Origin of the sequence: Gimesia aquarii (assembly GCF_007748175.1) — a bacterium.
GTDB classification, from domain to species: Bacteria; Planctomycetota; Planctomycetia; order Planctomycetales; family Planctomycetaceae; genus Gimesia; species Gimesia aquarii_A.
Window position 1 is genome coordinate 6905461 of the sequence record NZ_CP037422.1, and the last position, 20446, is coordinate 6925906.

Here is a 20446-nt window from a genome sequence, read left to right on the forward strand (position 1 = left end):
GTTACAAGGCTCATAAATTCAAGAGAACCTGAAGTAATCAAATGATAACAGGATTCATAGTAAAATGTTCCGATAGAATATTTCGTGACCACTTGATTTTGATCTTTTTTAGAAACGCTCTAGCTAATGCCCTAAGCTCGGTTCAGAATCGGATTCTTCTGTCTCTGGTGTAAGGGGCTCGTCTTTGAAACCACCGAGGATCAAAAAGGTGACCGCAAACAGTAGATAACCAATGCCAATACCTGTGGCATGATAAGTCACTCCACTCAGATTATCTTCTGTGAATGCGAGTCGAAAGTGAATGTCGTTCCCCATAATTTCATACGCATTTGTGAGTCCGCTAAATGCAAAGATCGCAGCGATGACTGACCAGATTGCTGCAGAGCGGTATTTGCTATCAATCAGACACGCGCAAATGGCAGAAAGAATCATGCAGGTAAAAATAAAGCCTCGCTCCATGACCACCATTCCATGAACCAGAAATCCATTGACTTCTGTAAAGAGATTTGCCGACAAAACCTGCTGTAATGTTTTGTTGCCGGCAACGAGGAGTGTTCCCTGCATTATGGTTGCTCCCCAGGCAGCGATAGCAGGAAAGAGCCCCAGCGCGACAGCAGGCGCATGCCGCTTAGGACAGGCCTGAAAGGCCTGAGCGGTGATGACCATGCCGATCCAAAGCACAATCGCAGCACCCGCTTCAAGAGGAATAATCTGACTGATCACTCCCGTGGTTCCCGTGAGACAAATCACTAGAAAGAAGAACCCATTCAGAGTCGAATAACCAGCCCGCGATCCCATCTTTTTCCAACCAGGATGACCAATATAAATTGTCGTCGGAAAGCAACTCCCTAAAAGTGATGCAACGATCGTTCCCATACCGTTGGCAATCATAGAGGGTCGGGCAGCATAACTGTCTCCGGCGGCTTCTGCAGATTCGATGTTTTGCATGCTACCGATTACGTTAAATAGTCCCATCGGAAAAATTACCGACATATAACCGAGCCATTCGTCTGGTTGTTTCAGTAATTCCCAAAGCGCAGAGCCTGCAAATTGAGGCGGGTACCAGCCCCACTGCCCCCAGGCTGTCTTGATGGCTTCAGTACTCATGGCCGATCCCTGCATGAATTGAGGGATGAACTCGGGGAGAACCCAGGCACTAATTGTCCCAACGATAATCGCCAGTAAGCCACCTGGCATGCGAAAAGGAAGTTTCGTCTGAGAAAACAGCGTTAGCAGTACAACAGCGGCAGGTAACATGCCGATCAAAGGTCTCTGATAGATCTTCAAAACGAAAGTCATGGAGATAAACCCGATCGCGATACCCGCAAGCGTTGACAAAAGTGCCGCCCGTGGAGTCAGCCTGCGAACCCAATCCGCAATAAAAGCACCTAAAAATTCAATAATGCCACTACCAAAACAGGCCAGTAAACCCATTTGCCAGGCCGCCTCGGCGCTATCGGTTCGCTGGTAAACGGGAATCATCACAAAAAAAATGTAAACTAGGATCGAAGGTGTATTCAGACCATAGGGTAGAGCACAAACATCGCTGCGGTTTTCTTTTTTGGCAAGCTGATGAGCCTGCCAGGCATAAAACAGATTCCCGAACAAAATACTGAGTGCAGCCCCTGGCAGAATGTATCGCAACAACAAATCGGAATCTGCAGAGATTCCACATAGACTACACAAAGCAACGATTAAGAGAAGCTGGACGAGGTTATCGATCATTAAGGCGAAAAAGCCGTCCAGATCGCGACGTACAAAGAGAGGGTAGTTGCTATGCTTCATTTCAACTCAGTAGTTCCTGAATTTCGTCCTTTGTAAAAGGACGTTGCAGTCGTGCGCCCAGTTGCGAGACTATGCGAGCCGCTGCATGTGAAGCAAGGTGGCCCGCTTGGTGCCAGGTTAGTCCGTTCGTAATTCCATACAAAACTCCTGCAGCATACATATCTCCAGCACCGGTAGTATCGATGGCCTCAGTCTCAACACCTTCGATCGGAATCACGCGTCCTTCATGCATCAGAATGGAGCCATCAGGCCCCAGTGTTAAAGCAAGATTTGGTACATGCTTGTGAATCACCTGAGCACAATCCACCGCGTCCTGTTTTCCTGTCAGGCTACGCGCTTCTTCCAGATTACAAAACAGCAAATCCACGGGGCCTTCGATTAATTGCTGAAATTCTTCTCGAAACAAGTTGATCAGGAATGGATCGGAAACGGTAAACGCGACTTTCACGTCGTGTTTTTTAGCCAGTTCAATGGCACGGTAGGCGGCTTGTTTCTGTGTTTCCCCTGTAAACAGATACCCTTCTACATAGACATATTCAGATTGTTTAATATGTTCTTCGTTTAAATCATCCACACTCAAGGTGGCTGATACACCGAGGTTTGTCAGCATCGTCCTCTGTGCGTCATCGGTAATCAGTACAACGCAGGTTCCAGTGTGTCCTTCAGAAGCGGGAGGAACCTCGATGGTGACACCCAATTTTCGCATGTCAGCCAAATCAAACTCCCCCAGCATATCGCTGGCAACTTTGCCTGCGTACGCAGCTTTTCCACCAAAATCGGCGATGCCCAGTATCGTGTTCGCAGCAGAACCACCGGCACATTGAGAGATGGGGGCTCCATCAAGCGCTCCCAGCACTTTTTGCTGTGCTTCTTCATCAACCAGTGTCATGATACCTTTGGCATATCCTAATTTTTCCAAAGTGGCATCTGAAACTTGTGCTTGAATATCTACCAACGCGTTTCCAACGCCAAAAACATTATACTGCATGTCTACCTTAACCTGATGAATTGAGAATCGCTTGAATTTGATCTTTTTGAGAAAAACAGGGAGTTAAAATCAACTATTTTGAGTATGTGCAGATCATAGCCAATGAATCATTCAATGGGAAACCACAGAGAGTACCCATCTAATCAGTTTGAAAAAAGCATCAAGGTCACTACTATATAGACGAGAATCTAGAGAGATTTTCCATCAAGTGCAGTTCTGCCGCTGGTTGTCTCATTAAAACTTTCGAGGTTGGGATTCTTAAACCATAAACATACTCGATCCTCTGCATCAAATATATAAAGGATGCTTCTAGAATGACTGACTCCTCATCTGCTTATGACCTGATGTACTCCCTACCACCAATTGGAGGAAATCCCTCAACTCATCCGCAACAGACAAATCCAGGAAGTTTTGCGAATCCTCCACGGATTGCCCCGGGAGTCGAAGGTGCTTTAACCTTTTCTTCCCCTGATACCCCCGGAATGCCTGGCGTTTCGGAAAATACAGCATGGGATTTCATGCCGGAAGGTTGGGAACTAAAAGCTGGTTATGAAAATAATTATGAAACGGCTGAAGCCTGGATTCCTCCCTCTGACTTTTTACCAGTCACACAACTGGAATTTGCACGCTGTGGAACGATCACTCCGGAAATGGAACGAGTCGCCGAGAGGGAGCCACATTTAACTGCCGAACAAATTCGCGATGAAGTTGCCTCCGGCCGCATGATAATCCCTGCCAACAAGGTCCACTTGGGATACCAATTGGACCCGATGGCGATTGGGCGTGCGTCAAAAACTAAAGTGAACGCTAATATGGGAGCCTCGCCGGTCTCATCGGGAACAGAGGAAGAAATTGAAAAATTAGAATGGGCAACGCGCTGGGGCGCAGATACCGTGATGGACCTTTCTACTGGGGGAGACATCGACGGTTGTCGTCAGGCGATTATCCAGAACAGTACGGTTCCCATAGGAACAGTCCCCATTTATTCGATGATTATTGCCCGTCGCCTGGAAGATCTGGATCACGCCAGTATTTTACAAATGCTGAAACATCAGGCAAAACAGGGAGTAGACTACTTCACTATACATGCCGGAGTGTTGCAGGAGCACTTATCATTAGTCACACAGCGGCTGATTGGAATCGTCAGTCGTGGTGGATCGCTATTGGCAAAGTGGATGCTGCATAACCAAAGTCAAAACCCGATGTATGAGCTTTGGGATGAGATCTGTGAAATCATGCGAGAGTATGATGTTAGCTTTTCGATTGGTGATGGTTTGCGGCCTGGCGGTCTGGCTGATGGTTCCGACCGCGCTCAATTGGCAGAACTCTGTGTGCTTGGCGAGTTGACTGAACGGGCCTGGAAAAATGGGGTGCAGGTCATGATTGAAGGTCCGGGGCATATTTCATTCGATCAAATTGAATTCAACATGAAAGTTCAGCGAAAACTCTGCCATGGCGCCCCGTTCTACGTATTGGGGCCTCTCGTTACGGATATCTTTCCCGGTTATGACCATATCACAAGTTGTATTGGTGCGACCGCGGCTGGTTACCATGGTGCCAGTATGCTCTGTTACGTAACACCCAAAGAACATCTCGGTTTGCCCAAAAAAGATGACGTGAAACAAGGTTGTATCGCTTATAAAATTGCGGCACATGCTGCTGACGTGGCATTGGGAATTCCTGGTACACGCAATCGAGATGATGACTTAACAGAAGCACGCGCTGCATTAAACTGGGAAAAACACTTTGAGTTGAGCTTTGATCCTGATACTGCACGCGCCTTACATGATGAAGATTTAGACGTGGATACTGATTTCTGCGCGATGTGCGGCCATGACTGGTGCAGTGTTCGCATCTCGAAAGAAATACAGGAATTCATGTCCGGTAAATCGGAAGACTATGCGTGGGACAAAGCCAAGAAAACTTTACCGCTGACAGCAGAACAACAGGAAATTCTGGAGAAGCGAGGCGTACTCAGCCCAGATCAGATCCATAAACTGGCTTCCAAAGTCAAACAGGAAATGACCGGAGATCAGGATAAAGCATCTTGCCATAGTGATTACGTGGCGCCCGAAGAAGCACAAGAGATGCAAACCTCCAAGCAACTACCTGTGTTAAACCAAAAACTATAGAAAGCAATTTCTGTTAGCTTAGGTTATTAAGAAGCGCTCTGTTCGACAAAAGGGCGTTTTTTTTTGATCAAATTAACCACGAAGTTTCATAGCACCGGCAATAAAGCCAATGAACAAGAAGATCAAACCACAAATTTTACCGATGGCTCTGCCTGATCGGTAAGCAGACGATCCGGATCGCACTGATGAACCTGCATCATTTGAGTTAGAACTGCCTCCAGATCCATTACTCATGAACGGATTGGCATTGTTGGAAGCAACTCGATTTTGTTTGTTCTCATTACAATATGGGCATGGTGCTGTGATGCCCTGGCCTTCTGCAGTAAATTTTCGGAAACATCTTGAGCAAGAGTAAATTTTATCATTCGCATTCACTCCACAATGAGGACACCGCTCGAATGTTGATGATTGAGTAGTATGTCTTTTATTACAAACAGGGCAGATAAAAGTCGTATTGCGTGGCCCGTTCATGTTCTGGGGCGTAGCATTCTGATTATTAAAAGGGTTATTTCCCGGTATTGACCCCGGCATCGCTCCTCGGAATCTGCCCCTGCCAGTCATGCCACGGTTCATTCCGCCGGGTATCCTACCTGGAAAGCCTCCCACATTGGTATTATTATTCATCGCCAGTTGATCTGTTTGTTTTTGTTTAGGAGGTTTGAGCAGACTCAAATCCTGGTCACTGAAAAATTCCGTGATAAACAACTCCTCTTTTTCACCAGTATTAATCACGGCCACAGAATCACCATACGCCAACCGTACAAACTTACCTTTAATCTGGCGTTTATTTCTGTCGGTCCACACCCGGAATTCTTTTTCTCGCTCTTCCAGAGTTAATACCGTATCGGTACCATCGGGGAAAAATTGGCCAGGAATTTCTTTTTTGAGACGTTCCTGAACATACTCTTGATCTTCAGGGCTGAAATTCAGATAAGGAAATTCCTGTAGCATTGAAGTTTTCGTAATATTCAGAAAGACTTTTCCGTCTTCCATTTTTACATAGGATGCACCCGTAGAATTTCCGGAAAGATCAGTCCATTTTCGGTGATTGTTAACCCTGATCAACTGCTTCAATTTAGTAGGCGAGAGATTGGGATCAAGAGGCTCGCGATAAACGAGAGGCATTTCCTCGAAACGTCCATGCATTTTCAGTGCATCGCGGAGTAATTGAAGATCTTCTTCAATGAGGGTGCCAATAGGAACTTGTAAGAAACCCGCAGTGCGAGTCGTAAATATAATCTCACGGCCATTAATTCTGCTGAAGCGTGCTTCCGACTTCTGGCCCTTCTTATCTGACCATACCCGATATTCACTTAGTGCAGCAACGAGCGCAGGGTCGATTTCCGTATTCGCTTTAATCACATTCGGATCGTCCTGAACTCCATGAGTTGTCATATTGGCTTTGGCTTCAGCCGCCAACTCTTCTGTTTTGGACTTTTGCTCTTTGAGCTTCTCAGCCATCTCTTTGGGAAGATTGGGGACGAGAGAAGTAGTAGGTTGACCGGGTGTGCCCCGCTTCTGATACTCCACCGGTAACAGGGTGAGCAAGTTATTCCTGCGATGATATTCTATAATCCAACTCAAATCTTTTTCACTAAGCTGATCAAGAGAAAACTTCAACGATCCCCCCGATTTTTTGGAAAGCATTACATTTTGCTTAGAGACAAATAAAAACTTAGCCTGGTGTTTACTACCATCTTGAAGTGTCCATTCACGAGTTGTGGACACTTTATATGATTCCTCATCCCTGGATTTAGCAGAAGACATATTCTTTTCAGGCTGTGCTCTCTTTGGTTCCGTCTCTGCTGGTTTTGTATTGTCTAGCTTTGGCTCCTCTTTTACTTTCTGTTTTCTTCGATACTGAGGGGGCAGGAAACTTAACTGTTTTTTTCGCTTGTGATATTCATAGAGCCAATTCAAATCCTTGACACTCAATTTCTCCAGCGGCACACGAACTGTCCCCTTTCCATCCAGTTTGAGTGTGGCAATCGGTCCAGAAACTGTAATGAGCTTTCCTGTTTCCTCAGCACCATCGCGATATGTCCAGGTGCGCACGGTGAAGCGCTCATAGCTTTCTTCTGCCCGAATCGAATCTGAAAAGGAAAGCGAAGACAAAATGACAAACAAAATGGCAAGTTGTGTTTTGAAAGAACTCATTTTGATCAAAACCATAAAAAAACTGAAAAAGTGCTTAGATGGAAACAACACTTCGGCGTAACTGTTAGAATAGACGACAAACGTTCAATTTGAAATACTTATTTTTGAAAATTGTCGGCTAATCGAAGACAATCGACACTCTGTGGTTTCAAAAGGCAAGATCCGTCTAATCGGCAAATTAGCATGCTGTAAATAAAGGGGCGATTGGCCAGGAAAAATCTAACTCTGTTTTTTGTGGTTTTGTCCAGATATAATAAAACTTGTGTCATTATTTGTTTTTCAGAAATCCATATTGATCCATTAGACCAAAATATTGGAGTTTGAATTTCTCTATGTTGAAATCTTTAAAGGGGCATTTTTTAATCGCCTCCCGGAAATTGAATGACCTCAATTTTTATCGATCAGTTGTATTGATTGTGGAACACAATGAGAAAGGGGCAACCGGGTTAATCGTCAACCGCCCTTCTTCACTCTCAATTACCAATGCACTCTCCAAATATTTTGATCTACCAAAGCTGGAAGACATGGTATTCACGGGGGGGCCTGTTGAGCCGAGTGGCATGTTTGTTTTACATAATGCGACTGACCTGGAGCAAACAGAGGAACCAATTGTTCCCGAACTCTACATGGGTAGTAGCCCGGAAGTATTTGAAAAGGTCGTCTGGCGGATTTCAGAAGGTGACCCCGAATTAGACTTTCGAATTTTTTTTGGATGCGCGGGCTGGGCTCCCTTACAATTAGAGTCTGAAATTTATCGCATGGACTGGCTTTACACGGAAGCAAAGACTGAAGATATTTTTGCAATTGATCCTTATGAATTGTGGGACGTTTTACTGGAAAGAGTTATGGCAGAAAAACGCTTTCTCCCACAACAAAGTGTCCATCCAGAGTGGAACTGAAAATCGAAGACTTTCGAAAAGATTATCCTGATTATAATTAACCCGCATGAAAAGTATTCACACGCATGGCGCCTATTAAAATTACAGATTCGGAAACTGGTTCGACCGCGCATATTCTGCCGGAGTTGGGTTTTAATTGTTATCAATTCCAGGCTATGGTCGACGATCAAAGCATCGATGTTATTGATGCTCATCCTGAATTTCAGTATGGGAAGCAACGCCCCAGTAGCAGTGGAATTCCTATCCTGTTTCCCTTTCCAAACCGTATCGCTAATGCACGCTTTCAATGGGAAGGCGTCAACTATGAACTTCCCACTGATAAGGTGTATCATGATAATAACGGAAATGCAATTCATGGTTTTTGCCTGGACCAACCCTGGCGTGTGATCGCCCAGGAGGAAACATTCGCAATCGGACAATTTCAGCTTAGCATCGATGGAAAACACCTTTCAAAATATTGGCCCGGCGATATTTTTATTGAAGTCAAATACGAAATACGAGGAGCAATGTTACGCGCCGACTTTCGTATTGGAAACCCTGGGCAAACCTCCGTTCCCTGGGGATTAGGTACTCACCCCTATTTTAAAGTTCCGCTATCGGAACAAGGAAGTCTGCAAAACTGTCTGATCGAGGCGCCCGCTACTGAAGAATGGGTTCTGGAAAACAGTCTGCCCACTGGAGAAAAGCAAGCCGTTCAAAAACCGCATGATCTCAGAGAAGGAGCTTGGCTCGATCAATTGAAAGCAGATCATGTACTCAGCGGCCTTCCAGAAGAGACCGACCAGTATGAATGTCTGGTGATGGATGAACAAGGCGGGCTTGTGATTTCACAGGACTATGATTCCCTCTTTTCGGAGTTGGTCGTTTTCACACCTCCCAACCGAAACTGTGTTTGTCTGGAACCTTATACATGCGTGACCAATGCCATCAACCTGACAAGAAAAGATGTCGAAACCGGGCTACGTGTATTGCCACCAGGATCAGAAATCAAAACCTGGATTGAAATCCGAGCCGGTAAAGTCATTGTCTGATGAATATTTGGAGAAACAGGATGCGATCTCAAAATGGTTCTTTTTTGATCACAACGTTTTTTTTTACGACTTTTGCACTGTCAACGCAGAGTGTGATTGCTCAGTCTAAGACAATAAAGCCAAATTCTCCCGACCAACCAATTTCTAATCAAGAAACCCAGAACCAATTGATGGATATTGAAAACCGGTTGCAGGTACTAAAGAAATTACCCGCGCACCGACCTGCTGTTTCAAAAGAATCTGAGGCTTTCATGGTCATCAAAAACTCCATGAAAGGAGTCACATCGAATCAGGTTCTCAAAGGGTTTTTCTTAACGCGGTTAGTTCTTGTCAATCAAAGTCGACAACCTCTCAAACTGTCGCGTGACCAAATCCATTTTAAAGTCGATGGCCAACCTCATTCTAAGACGGGTTTCCCTGAACACATCCCCAACAAAATTGTCCTGGTAGGAAAAAACAAACAAAGCTTGAATGCTTTGAAATTCGAACAAGAAGTCAAGGTGCTACCAGGCAAACAGGGTAGTATGTGGCTTGCGCTCTCAGACTTACCCGATGGTACTCATGTCCCAGAAATTGAGATTCAGGCGACAGTTAACGGGAAACTCTTAAATTTGCATGTCAATCGGTTTGAGTTGGGTAATTTACAACATACGGTGAGCTTGATGGGACCCAATCAATGCCTGGCAAAGCTGACAGTATCGGGAGCACTCAACAGTATCAATCTAGCAAGTCTGATGAATGAAGTAGATCTACTGACGACACAGAAAAATGTCAGACGATTTGTGATCCATTTTCCAAATCAAAACTCATTTATAGAACAAAGTGTATTTGATTGGCTACCACGCGCAGCGCAACAAATTGGTATGAATTCAATCGTACAATCGCAGTTTCCTCTTTTTCCGACAATGATCAGTGAGCTTCATCTTTCCGGTGTCGTTTTTAAAAATCACAGACCTCGCTACTTCGGATTTGGGTTAAGAACGCATACCACAGTGACACACACTACGGAAGAGGCAGCCATACATGCTGCACTAGACAGTGCCATGAGTGTGCTCTCGCGAGAAAAGATTGCTGAGCAAATCCATACCGGCTCATCAGCAGTCAAGGTGGCAGCACTGATGAGTGGCGGACGGCAATTAACGAACGAAGAGCTACCTCTGGTTTTAAAACTGAGTTCAGATCATAATCAGATTGTTCAGGAAGCTGCCTTGTATGCACTTCGCTATTTCGGAGACCCTCGTGCATTTGAACGCCTTATCCAAGTCGCAAATTCACCACCTGGTACAAAGTTTGAAATGGCGGTGGCAAGTCTTGCAGAATCCCGTTTCGCGGAAGGTCAGCAACGACTGCTTCAGCTGTTAAAACAGCAGCCGCCCGCAGCTCAGAAAACAATTATAGGTATCATTGCACAAAGTCCCCGACCACAGTGGGGAAACGCGATCTATGAATTTCTTTCCAGTGAAAACCTGGAGCTTCGTAAAGCCGCCATTAATGCCTTAGTCCTAAATGGACACCCTCAACTCTATGAAGTACTGACTGATGCATTAAATTCCTCTCAATCTGAATTAAGAAAAGTCGCCTTTCAGGAACTGATTAAAAGGAACGACAGCAAAAGTGAAACGTTAGCGATGAATTATGTTCTGTCACAATTAGAACATACGGTTCCATCACAACAAATGTTGACGTTTATAAATCGATTGAAAGATCCTCGAACAATCCCCCTATTAGCTCGCCATTTAAAAGATCTAAAACTCGATCCGGGAACGCGAACTGCGATTCTCAAATCTTTAACAGCAATTGGAGACCAGTCTGTCGATGTCGAATTCCTGAAAATTTATCCTCAGGCTTCAGCTGCTGAGAAATTATTAATCCTGACATCGCTCCAGAGACTGGGGTCGCCACACTATTTCAATTTAGCCCAGAAAGCAATACAGGATAGTAACCTGTCGATCGCAAATGGAGCAGCCTCCAGCTTGGCTGCCTCAGCGTCTGGCAAATCACTCGCAATATTAAAACACGCGCTTCAAAAGGCAAATGAATCATCAAGGTGGAATTCGATTTACTCAGCATTAGTTTCCTTAGGGACACCTGAAGCACGACAAACTATTATGCAAGCCCGTTATGATGGTAAGATCGACGAGAAAAAAAATGACGCACATAAGGCTTTAACAAGAATTTATCAGCGTTCACCGGGAAACCATTACTACCAAAAAGGACTGCAAGCACAAACCAGAAAAAATTTGAAAGCCGCGATTGAAGAATATCATACAGCAATCAGTATCGATGAACTATTGATCCCTGTCTATATCGGACTGGTGGATGTGAACAATTCGCTTCAGAAGTTTGAGGAAGCATTAAAATATGCAGAGCAGGGCCTGAAAATCGATAAGATGAATCCCCGGCTCTATGTAGCAAAAGGACTCGTTTTTAGCAATCAGTCCAACCCGACAGAAGCCCTGAAACAATTCAATAAAGCCATTGAGCTTTCTCCTTTAGACATATTTCCTTATCGAGTCGTTGCTTCACATCATGTAAGACTAAAACAATATCAAGAGGCTATCGCCGCTTATGATGCGATTATCCAGATCAAACCAGATGACCTACAGCCGTATCTATTCAAAGCACAAATCTTAAGTGAAATTCGCAATTGGGATGAAGCCTTAAAGGTCTATGATCAGATCATTCGTAAAAATGACCGCTATGTGAGCGCCTATACGGGACGAGGCCATACGAATTTACAAAAAACCGACTGGAAGGCAGCACAGCAAGATTTTCAAAAAGCATATGAGCTGAATAAAAAAAGTTCACAAGCCATTACAGGGTTAGCAATCTGCATGGTTTATAACCACGAGGAAGACAAAGCGATTCCATTTGTCGAAGGGTTTTTGAAGCAGTTCGAAAACGATGGATTATTCAGTTATAACGTAGCCTGTGTTTTCGGCCGTGCCTTAATCAACTTAAAGGACCAAACGAAGACTCCCGATGTCGAGAGCAAAATGAAAGCGTATCGGGAAAAAGCGATTTTTCACCTCACAAACGCATCCAAAACCGGGTTTGATGATGTGGAATGGATGCAAAAAGATCCCGACCTCAATGAGCTACATGCATTACCCTCCTTTAAGTCGTTGGTACAATCGCTCGATAAAAAACGCGAGATATCCAATTTGAAATCGACTCCTGACGCTAAAAAATAACGAAAGCAAATTTTTCTAACTGACTGATCCATTTGAGCTTATCAATGACTCCTGAAATTCCTGCTCAATCATAATTTGTCAACAAAAATTGCCGTTTTCTTAGTTTTGCCTTTCTGCTAAGGTTCTGAAGTTCTCTAGCGATTCCCTTCTTGAGATTTCGTTCTCTTACGAAATCCAATTCATCCACCCATTTCACAGTGAGTCTAGCGATGCATCGTCATCCCTATTTGGTTTATTATCTGATTTTATTCGTCCTGATCGGCAACCAGCGGCTTCACGCAGATGAACCGTCTCCCCCAGAACAACGCGCAAAAACCACTTCTGGAATATCCGATGGTCATTTGACCGACAGTGACATTTCGCTCAATTCACAAAAAATCGCTCCCGAGAAAATATTAACGCAATGGTCTGCAGCCTCCCAATTGCTATCGACAGTGGCTCCCTCGTCAAAAATAGACGAACTCAAAAAAGAAAACCAAGCCTATTTTTCCGGACATGAACTCACGCTGATCTCCGAATTTCAACAACCAGTGACCACGCAAGATTTATTAGCAAACTATGATTGGCAAGTTGTGAGACAAACAAAAAAAAATATTATCCTGCGCGGTCAACCAAAGGATACGTTAACCCGTCGTCTCTGTCGCCCATTCGAACTTCAGATTAATTCGCAGACAATGTTACCAGAGTCACTAAAATTCCTGGCACTCGCTTCAAAACCAAACATTGGTTTTGCTTCCATTGAATTGACGGCTTACAAATTGACACAAACGACTGAACCTGAAATATCAAAATCCACACCACAGATCGTATTACGCAAAGTTGCGAAAGCCGTATTCCCAGAAGCAGAAAATAACCAGAACTCTACTTCGACAACGGGTTCTATTAAACGCATTTCGTTTGCAACTTCCCATTCTGAGAATCAGGATCAGGCAGAAATAATAGAAATTGAAAAAATGGTTTTACGCTGGATTGCTGAAACTCAGCGTATTGAATCTATCGAATTAGGTAATGGCGTTACGATCTCCAAACTTGGGAATCAACGTGATAGGGCCGTTCCCAAAAACTCGAATTTAAAGCCTAATGGAACATTCGTCACCGGTAACTCAGCTTTCCAAAACTCACTTCAACCCTGGTTGATTGACGTCGAGAAAAATGCATTCATCATCGAATCATTTGCGACAGAACGATCGACAAACGAAAATGGCTCTTCGGCACCACGATTCATCACATTAAATATGAAACCGAACCCCGCCTTTCCACCCAGTTCTCACCCAGGAACCAAATGGGATGCCGTCGAAATTGTCTTCAGCAGCGACCAACCCCTGCCGATCAAGATCAGCAAAACTCGACTTCACTTTGTACAACAGTTCCTGCTATCAGATCTGAAAATTCAATACGCAGAGTAAAAGCCGAAACGTTACTCTTCAGGTGCTACCCAGTCACCCCAATGCTCCAGGTAATGTTGATAGGCAGGATTCCCTGCTGATTCGCGCTCCAGGAACTGATAGGCTTCGGTTACAACTTCCTGCTCATCATCAATACTGAGTTGTCCTGTAAGGACTCGTGATCTGAGAAACACGAAGTACGTATCCAGTACATCACAGCGGCAGTAATCGTTAATTTCCTGCACTTTCCCTGTATCATACATTGATTGTACCTTGGAGCCATCGATGCCGGTTTTACCCGGTTTACCAATGAGATTCGCCAATAAGTTTAAGCCACCAGTCATACGACTCGCACCGAAGTTGGAAAATACGTCCATTAAATCTATGTGAGCTGAAGTGTTATAACGATTGCGAGATTGCTCATAACTGCGGGCCTCGAGATTGAACCACTCTGGTAAAGCAATACCATAGCGATAAGCCGCTAATTCCAATACAGGCAAATCGTAACCACGGCCATTGAACGTCACAAACGCCGGCTGACCGTAGTGTACCCAACCTTGCCAGAATTTCTGTGTGATCACATATGGACGAAATTTCGGAGCATCGAGTACCGTTAAGTCTTGCATACGGTAATCAGCAGTGATTTTGGCAATGGCCACTGATACCGGCAACATGTAGGTCGCCGGGAGGAAGTCACTGCCTGTCGACTCAATTTGTTCTGCCTGATATTTGGCAATCGCCTCTTCAGGAGCCAATTCTTCGCCGGGATAACGAACCCGCGAAATCAAATCTCCATCGGCCACCGCTTCCACGTCAAAAACGAGATAGGCTACTTGGGACTGGGACACGTTTCTCTCGCTTTCTATTTTGCAAGTTGTGATGATATTAACACTTAACGCCTTCACTGACGAACAGGATTGATACGAAAAATAGAACTTCATGCCGTGACACGGCTTACAGCCCCTTCCATTCGGTTCTGTTGATAAGTATAAACAATAGTGAGAATTTATTGTAGTTTGCGATTTTCTTGATAAGGCTGTTGTGGATATGAGCGACCAAGATGATCAACTGATGATTCAGGAAGATGATGAAGCACAACGAGATCTGGAGGCACAAGCCATCCGCGGTCTCGCAAATGCCTACTTGTTGATGCGCGACGAGATCGGCAAAGTGATTATTGGCCAGACTGAAGTGGTAGACGAAATTCTGATTTCACTATTCAGTCGCGGTCATTGTCTGCTGGTGGGCGTCCCTGGTCTGGCAAAGACGTTACTCGTGAGTACAATTGCCAAAATTCTACATCTCTCTTTCCGCAGAATTCAGTTTACCCCCGACTTAATGCCGTCAGATATTACCGGAACAGATGTTTTGCAAGATGATCCTGAAACAGGACATCGTACCTTTCAGTTCATGCAGGGACCGCTCTTTACAAATGTGTTACTGGCAGACGAAATCAATCGAACGCCTCCGAAAACTCAGGCCGCTTTATTGGAGGCGATGCAAGAACGACACGTGACTGTCGGCACAAATACCTATCGTCTCTCAGAACCATTTTTTGTATTAGCGACACAGAATCCGATCGAGCAGGAAGGAACTTATCCACTTCCTGAAGCACAGCTAGACCGATTCATGTTCAATATTGTCGTTAATTATCCTTCTGCTGCAGAAGAATTGATGATCCTGAAACAGACAACCAGCAGTCAGCAACCCCACCTGGAAGCTGCCTTGACTGGTCGGCAGATCCTGGCGCTGCAGGAAGTTGTTCGCAAAGTACCTGTCGCTGAACATGTCTTTGTCTATGCCCGCGACCTGGTAAGAGCAACTCGCCCTGCAGAAGGAACTGCGCCGAAGTTTGTCAAAGAATATTTATCCTGGGGAGCAGGTCCGCGGGCTGGTCAGTTCTTAATTCTGGGCGCCAAAGCCAGAGCGATTCTGGAAGGACGATTCCATGTTTCCACAGAAGATGTGAAGTCGGTCGCACATGCCGTCCTCAGACATCGAATTGTGACAACATTTCAGGCGGACAGTAAAGGACTCACTCAGGATGATATTATAGATATGCTGATTGAACATGTTCCCAATCAGCTCAAAGCGCAGGCGCAAGAAGCCGTCAAAGGATAACTCTCACAGCCTTCGAATTTAAAGGCGATCATGAAATACTGATGTGTCATGTCGATTCCCGCTTCACAACGAATCTTTCTGGATAACAATTCTACAACGCGGCCCTTGGATGAAGTCGTGGAATTAGTGGCAGAGTATTCTCAAACACATTACGCTAATCCGGGGAGTGCTCACGCCGAGGGACGCCAGGCACGCCGCGTGCTGGAGGATGCGCGTGAGTCGATCGCTTCACTCCTCGGAGCCAAGCCACAAGAAATCATTTTCACGAGTGGCGGTACCGAAGCGATTAATCTTGCCATACATGGCTTCTTAGCTGGTTCGCCCAGTGAAATTGCTTTAACGGCAGGGGAACACCCGGCGACCGTCAATACGATTCGCCGACTGTCTTCACGAGGAATCAGACAAACGTTACTTCCTCTCAACACTGATGGCAGAATCAATCAAGATCAGCTACAACTGCAGAACTGGGACAAAATTCAGCTGGTTTCAGTCATTCTGGCTCATAATGAAACGGGAGTGATTCAGGATATTGACCCTCTTGCATCACTTTGCGCAGAAAATTCTATTCCCCTGCACCTGGATTGTGTGCAGGCAATTGGCAAAATTCCGGTACATTTTAACGATTCTGGGGCAACCGCCATCAGCTTGGCGGCCCATAAATTTCATGGGCCCCGTGGTGTTGGTGCACTAATTGTCAAAGAAGGTGCCCGACTACATCCCCAAATTGCTGGAGGCCATCAGGAACGAGGCAAACGCGCCGGAACCGAACCAGTGGCACTTGCTGCAGGAATGGCCCGGGCATTGGAATGCTGGATGCGCGACAGAGAACAACGTTCTCAGAAGGTCAACGAACTGCGTAATCGCTTGCAAAGAGGTCTCGGCGAACAATGCGCGCCAATCGTTGTAAATGGTTCCCAACAACATCGGGTTCCCAACACGCTTAACATCTCATTTCCAGGTCTGGACGGGGAAGCACTACTCGTTTCTCTGGATCTGGCCGGAATCTCCTGCTCTCTGGGAAGCGCCTGCGCCAGCGGTTCGCGAGACCCGGCTCCCGTGTTGCTGGCAATGGGCTGCCCCGAAAACGTTTATCGCTCTGCTGTCCGTCTAAGCCTGTCGTTTCTCAATACGAGTGAAGAAATCAAAGAAGCGATTCGTCGAATCAGCAGAGTTGTCAACCAACTGCGATCCTGAATTTCAGTATTTATTGAACAGAGAGACATGACGACCCCTAGATGGTCAGAGATCATGCTATTCAATAAAGTATGAAATAGATCGAGTGTCCTACTCTCCCGGTGCGTCAAAGATAGAGAATTGAGTCATCGGAAGGGGCAGATCCGATTTTCCAAGTTCTTTCAGTTGATTTTCAATCATCTGGATACGGCTGGCGATTAGCTCGCGGCGGTGCATCCATTTCTTTTCCCAATTTCGAAACATGGTCTCAGGCGTTTCTGATTCTATTGTTGATGTCTGACGTGTCTTTTGAATTTTAACAAGTGATCTTCCTAATCGAGCGTGGGCTTCCTTTACCATATGACTAGTGTGTTTGGGACACAAAGGCATGCGATGCTGCTCCCTAAGGTATGCGATTCGTTAAAGTGGTCTTCTTAGGATGAAATACATCTTGAAAAGTGAGTTAGATCAAAGCAGGTGTAATATGATCTTTTTAAAATAGTCCATCAACCGATCCGACATCATTTGTCAGTTTATTCAATCACCTGTTGTCATACATTCGCTTTTGGCAAGATATGGAAAATGAATCGTCAATGACAATCAGAGATCTTGAGAAGTAAGCGATGACTTTTCGTGTGAAAATAGAGAGAGTTGTGAAACTCTAAGTTCATTTGATACGACCAGCATTCATCAGAACAATTGTTATTAATCCTCATAACCCACATCGCTGCAAAAGCAGGTATAAAAAGCATATGAAGGTTCAACTCTGGGAATGTCATGATTCCTTTAATGCAACGACTCTGGATCTGCTATCACGAATCCATCATCAGAGTGATTCCGTATGATACTGAAACACGGCTCAATGCAAATCACATTCTCGTCCCGAACACCTGGTCCTGTTAGCATCAGCTATAGAACAACCAATTTAAACCATGGCGACTTTAAAGCGATGATACGAAGTCCAAATAGTCCTGGAGACACTAAAATAAACCTGGAAACAGCCTGAAATCTGGATCCCATCACAAATGTTTTTTTACTCTCTGAGACGTATCAGTAATCTGTTTATGCAGCATGTTAAATAGGACCAATTAAAACGATTCTCCGAGTCTAGAAATCCAGGTAAGGTCCGGTTAGGCAAACAATAACGATCGTGCTGGCCGATTTAATGTTCATATCACTTTGCGTGTCACGATCCGACATTTCCTCTCTTATAACATGAGAGTCACAACCGACACTTTGTTGAAGGACAGGATAATAGTCATGACTAGTCTTTACCTGTTTGCGATGACAGAGAGATCGGTTTATTTTCAAAAAAACAACTAAGACACCTAATTTACCCAAAGTATCATTCCGATATGAAAGAGGCGTGATTGCGCGGTTTCCCTCTGTGCTCTCATTGCATCATCTGAATCTGGAATGGTTTTGTTATGGAAAGATAAGCCACATCAGTTCGAAAAATCCTGTCAAAATGTACTGTTTTAATTGACATTTTTGGATTTGACAGGGACGAAAACTAATGTTTACGAGTGGTTTCAGCATCACTCGGGTACTTAAATCATAATGTAGCTCTAACCCAGTAAATCCCTTGGGAAGCTTTAAATACTAGTGAGAAAGGCTATTTGCCATGACACGAATTAATACTAACGTTGCCTCGATCAGAGGTTTACGTAGTTTAAATAAATCTACGAGTCTTTTAGACCAGTCTTTGACACGATTGTCAACTGGTTTGAAAATTAACTCTGGTAAAGACAATCCATCAGGTTTGATCGCCAGTGAAACACTGCGATCTCAGGTGTCTGCGATTGAGCAATCAATCAAAAACAGTAACCGTGCCAGTAACGTGATCGCGACTGCTGACTCGGCTCTGGGTGAAGTCACCAACCTGTTGAACCAGGTTCGAGGTTTGGTTCAAGAAGGTTTGAACGAAGGTGCTCTGTCATCAGATGAAATTGCAGCGAATCAGCTTCAAATTGATACTGCTTTATCTGCAATTAACCGAATTTCAGCAAATACATCATTCGCCGGTGACAAACTGATCGACGGTAGTAAAGCATTCCGAACACAAGCCTCAGCAGTCGACTCTGCCAAACTCTCTGACTTCCAGGTCAACGAAGCCGTATTTGGATCCAGCAGCACAATTACACTCGATGCCACAATCGTAACTGCTGCGACGCAAGCCAGCTTGGACTATAGTGCTGTTTCTGGTGGCCTGGCGTCTGCAACCACTATTGAAGTAGGTGGAGCCAGTGGTAGTCAGGTGCTGTTCCTGGGTGCTTCCAGTTCGCTGGATAACGTTCGTGACGCTGTAAACGGTGTGACTGATATTACCGGTGTGACGGCAACCAAAACCAATAAAGTAGCCAGTAACCTGTCATTCAACAATGCTGCGACAAACTCTGGCTTAACATTCACTGATGCCCGTACATCAGACAGCATCTTGGGTGATACAGGACAAAACATCCGAGTTGAGTTTGCTGCTGCGAATGGTCCCAACAGTGTTGCAGGTATTACGTTCAATAATTCGAACACCGATATTAATATCATTGTGCAAGTCGCTTCTGATGCTAACAATGCAATTACCTCAACAGCGACCTCAATCAAAGCTTTGTTGGATGGTAATGCCGACACCAATGCGTTGATCACAACTGCTCAGGAAGGTGATGGTACCGGAGTCGTCGAAGTTGAAGCTGCTGCTGCCTTATCTGGTGGTACTAGCGCTTACTTGACTTTCAGTGCTTCTAACTATGGCTCTGACGAGTTTGTTGACGTTAACGTGTTGTCTGGAACCTTTGATACTGTCGACAATGTGACAGATGCCAATGCTCTCTCACGAGATATCGGCTCGGATATTGTCGCCCGAATTAACGGACAGGTCGCTCAAGGATCCGGTCTACAGGCCAACCTGCGATCTCAACAGCTTGATGCATCGTTCTCCTTCACTGCTGCCGCTAACACAGCCTCAAATACCGCCAGTTTAACAATTACCGGTGGTGGTTCACTGTTCCAGATTGGACAGGATGTGTCAGCCGCCGGTCAGGTGGGCATTGGAATTGAAGCTGTGAATACAGCCCGATTGGGTGGTGTTTCCGGTAAATTGTTCGAACTGGGATCAGGTGGTGGTAAGAGTCTGCTGGATGTGGGACCTGCCGTTCCTGGTGCTGACCTGGTGAATATCATCGAAGAGGCAGTCAACCGTGTTTCCACCCTTCGTGGTCGATTGGGTGCGATTCAGAAAAACGTGATTGAGACCAACGTCTCCTCGCTGGGGGTTGCTTTGGAAAACATTTCTGAAGCTCGAAGTCAGATCGTGGACACCGACTTTGCTGTCGAAACCGCGAATTTGACAAAAGCTCAGATTTTGAACCAGGCTGGTATTTCGGTTCTTTCGATTGCCAACCAGAACCCACAGCAGGTATTGAGTCTCTTAGGATAATAATCCTCTGAGAAGTCGATTACCGACTGAAAAATAAGTTCAGAAACGAAAACACTACTCATCATACGATGGGTAGTGTTTTTTGTTTATACCCACTGTTCATCCTATTTCCCCAAACAGCTTGCAGTAATAAACCTTGTTTGAACCT

General features: G+C 45.0%; 13 protein-coding genes. 8 read left to right on the forward strand and 5 right to left on the reverse strand.

The window, feature by feature from the left end; all coding sequences use genetic code 11:
* Window positions 1–123: 123 nt before the first annotated feature.
* Both V202x_RS26035 and V202x_RS26040 read right to left on the reverse strand, forming a co-directional pair.
* On the reverse strand, window positions 124–1785 hold the full coding sequence (locus tag V202x_RS26035) for an NCS2 family permease (RefSeq protein ID WP_145179806.1): 1662 nt from the start codon (window positions 1783–1785) through the stop codon (window positions 124–126).
* A 1-nt stretch (window position 1786) separates the two neighbouring features.
* Window positions 1787–2773: an adenosine kinase gene (locus V202x_RS26040; RefSeq protein WP_145179808.1), complete on the reverse strand. Its 987-nt coding sequence runs from the start codon at window positions 2771–2773 to the stop codon at window positions 1787–1789.
* Window positions 2774–3255: 482 nt separating this feature from the next.
* On the opposite strand from V202x_RS26040, the gene thiC reads away from it, so the two are divergent.
* Window positions 3256–4905, forward strand: a complete 1650-nt coding sequence (thiC, locus tag V202x_RS26045; RefSeq protein WP_145180835.1) for a phosphomethylpyrimidine synthase ThiC — start codon at window positions 3256–3258, stop codon at window positions 4903–4905.
* 72 nt (window positions 4906–4977) lie between these two features.
* On the opposite strand, the gene V202x_RS26050 is transcribed toward thiC, so the two are convergent.
* Complete coding sequence (locus V202x_RS26050) at window positions 4978–7062, reverse strand: hypothetical protein (RefSeq protein ID WP_145179810.1); 2085 nt, start codon at window positions 7060–7062, stop codon at window positions 4978–4980.
* A 332-nt stretch (window positions 7063–7394) separates the two neighbouring features.
* Between V202x_RS26050 and V202x_RS26055 the strand changes: the two genes are divergently transcribed.
* From V202x_RS26055 to V202x_RS26070, 4 genes are all read left to right on the forward strand, one after another.
* Window positions 7395–7961, forward strand: a complete 567-nt coding sequence (locus V202x_RS26055) for a YqgE/AlgH family protein (protein WP_145179812.1) — start codon at window positions 7395–7397, stop codon at window positions 7959–7961.
* 65 nt (window positions 7962–8026) lie between these two features.
* The gene (locus tag V202x_RS26060; RefSeq protein WP_145179814.1) at window positions 8027–8992 is read left to right on the forward strand and encodes an aldose 1-epimerase; all 966 of its coding nucleotides are present in this window, start codon (window positions 8027–8029) and stop codon (window positions 8990–8992) included.
* A 20-nt stretch (window positions 8993–9012) separates the two neighbouring features.
* A complete protein-coding gene (locus V202x_RS26065; RefSeq protein ID WP_197993103.1) occupies window positions 9013–12186 on the forward strand; it encodes a HEAT repeat domain-containing protein in 3174 nt (1057 codons plus the stop codon).
* A gap of 209 nt (window positions 12187–12395) precedes the next feature.
* Window positions 12396–13592 carry a hypothetical protein gene (locus V202x_RS26070; protein WP_145179818.1) on the forward strand — a complete coding sequence of 399 codons (1197 nt, stop codon included), beginning with the start codon at window positions 12396–12398 and terminating at the stop codon, window positions 13590–13592.
* A gap of 11 nt (window positions 13593–13603) precedes the next feature.
* On the opposite strand, the gene V202x_RS26075 is transcribed toward V202x_RS26070, so the two are convergent.
* Window positions 13604–14419, reverse strand: a complete 816-nt coding sequence (locus V202x_RS26075) for a 3'-5' exonuclease (RefSeq protein ID WP_232098720.1) — start codon at window positions 14417–14419, stop codon at window positions 13604–13606.
* A 199-nt stretch (window positions 14420–14618) separates the two neighbouring features.
* On the opposite strand from V202x_RS26075, the gene V202x_RS26080 reads away from it, so the two are divergent.
* Together V202x_RS26080 and V202x_RS26085 are read left to right on the forward strand one after the other, a co-directional pair.
* On the forward strand, window positions 14619–15692 hold the full coding sequence (locus tag V202x_RS26080) for an AAA family ATPase (RefSeq protein WP_145179820.1): 1074 nt from the start codon (window positions 14619–14621) through the stop codon (window positions 15690–15692).
* Between the two features lie 48 nt (window positions 15693–15740).
* On the forward strand, window positions 15741–16886 hold the full coding sequence (locus tag V202x_RS26085) for a cysteine desulfurase family protein (protein ID WP_145179822.1): 1146 nt from the start codon (window positions 15741–15743) through the stop codon (window positions 16884–16886).
* Between the two features lie 90 nt (window positions 16887–16976).
* On the opposite strand, the gene V202x_RS26090 is transcribed toward V202x_RS26085, so the two are convergent.
* A complete protein-coding gene (locus tag V202x_RS26090) occupies window positions 16977–17255 on the reverse strand; it encodes a hypothetical protein (protein WP_144990135.1) in 279 nt (92 codons plus the stop codon).
* A gap of 1234 nt (window positions 17256–18489) precedes the next feature.
* Here V202x_RS26090 and V202x_RS26095 point away from each other — a divergent pair.
* Complete coding sequence (locus tag V202x_RS26095; protein WP_145179824.1) at window positions 18490–20298, forward strand: flagellin; 1809 nt, start codon at window positions 18490–18492, stop codon at window positions 20296–20298.
* The last annotated feature ends 148 nt before the right edge of the window (window positions 20299–20446 follow it).

Bases quoted from the DNA above. Each gene is read 5' to 3' on its own strand.
- V202x_RS26080 (WP_145179820.1), top strand. From the start codon at position 14,619: ATGAGCGACCAAGATGATCAACTGATGATTCAGGAAGATGATGAAGCA.
- V202x_RS26050 (WP_145179810.1), bottom strand. From the start codon at position 7,062: ATGAGTTCTTTCAAAACACAACTTGCCATTTTGTTTGTCATTTTGTCT.
- V202x_RS26090 (WP_144990135.1), bottom strand. From the start codon at position 17,255: ATGCCTTTGTGTCCCAAACACACTAGTCATATGGTAAAGGAAGCCCAC.
- V202x_RS26070 (WP_145179818.1), top strand. From the start codon at position 12,396: ATGCATCGTCATCCCTATTTGGTTTATTATCTGATTTTATTCGTCCTG.
- V202x_RS26035 (WP_145179806.1), bottom strand. From the start codon at position 1,785: ATGAAGCATAGCAACTACCCTCTCTTTGTACGTCGCGATCTGGACGGC.
- V202x_RS26065 (WP_197993103.1), top strand. From the start codon at position 9,013: ATGCGATCTCAAAATGGTTCTTTTTTGATCACAACGTTTTTTTTTACG.
- V202x_RS26060 (WP_145179814.1), top strand. From the start codon at position 8,027: ATGGCGCCTATTAAAATTACAGATTCGGAAACTGGTTCGACCGCGCAT.
- thiC (WP_145180835.1), top strand. From the start codon at position 3,256: ATGCCTGGCGTTTCGGAAAATACAGCATGGGATTTCATGCCGGAAGGT.
- V202x_RS26040 (WP_145179808.1), bottom strand. From the start codon at position 2,773: ATGCAGTATAATGTTTTTGGCGTTGGAAACGCGTTGGTAGATATTCAA.
- V202x_RS26055 (WP_145179812.1), top strand. From the start codon at position 7,395: ATGTTGAAATCTTTAAAGGGGCATTTTTTAATCGCCTCCCGGAAATTG.
- V202x_RS26085 (WP_145179822.1), top strand. From the start codon at position 15,741: ATGTCGATTCCCGCTTCACAACGAATCTTTCTGGATAACAATTCTACA.
- V202x_RS26095 (WP_145179824.1), top strand. From the start codon at position 18,490: ATGACACGAATTAATACTAACGTTGCCTCGATCAGAGGTTTACGTAGT.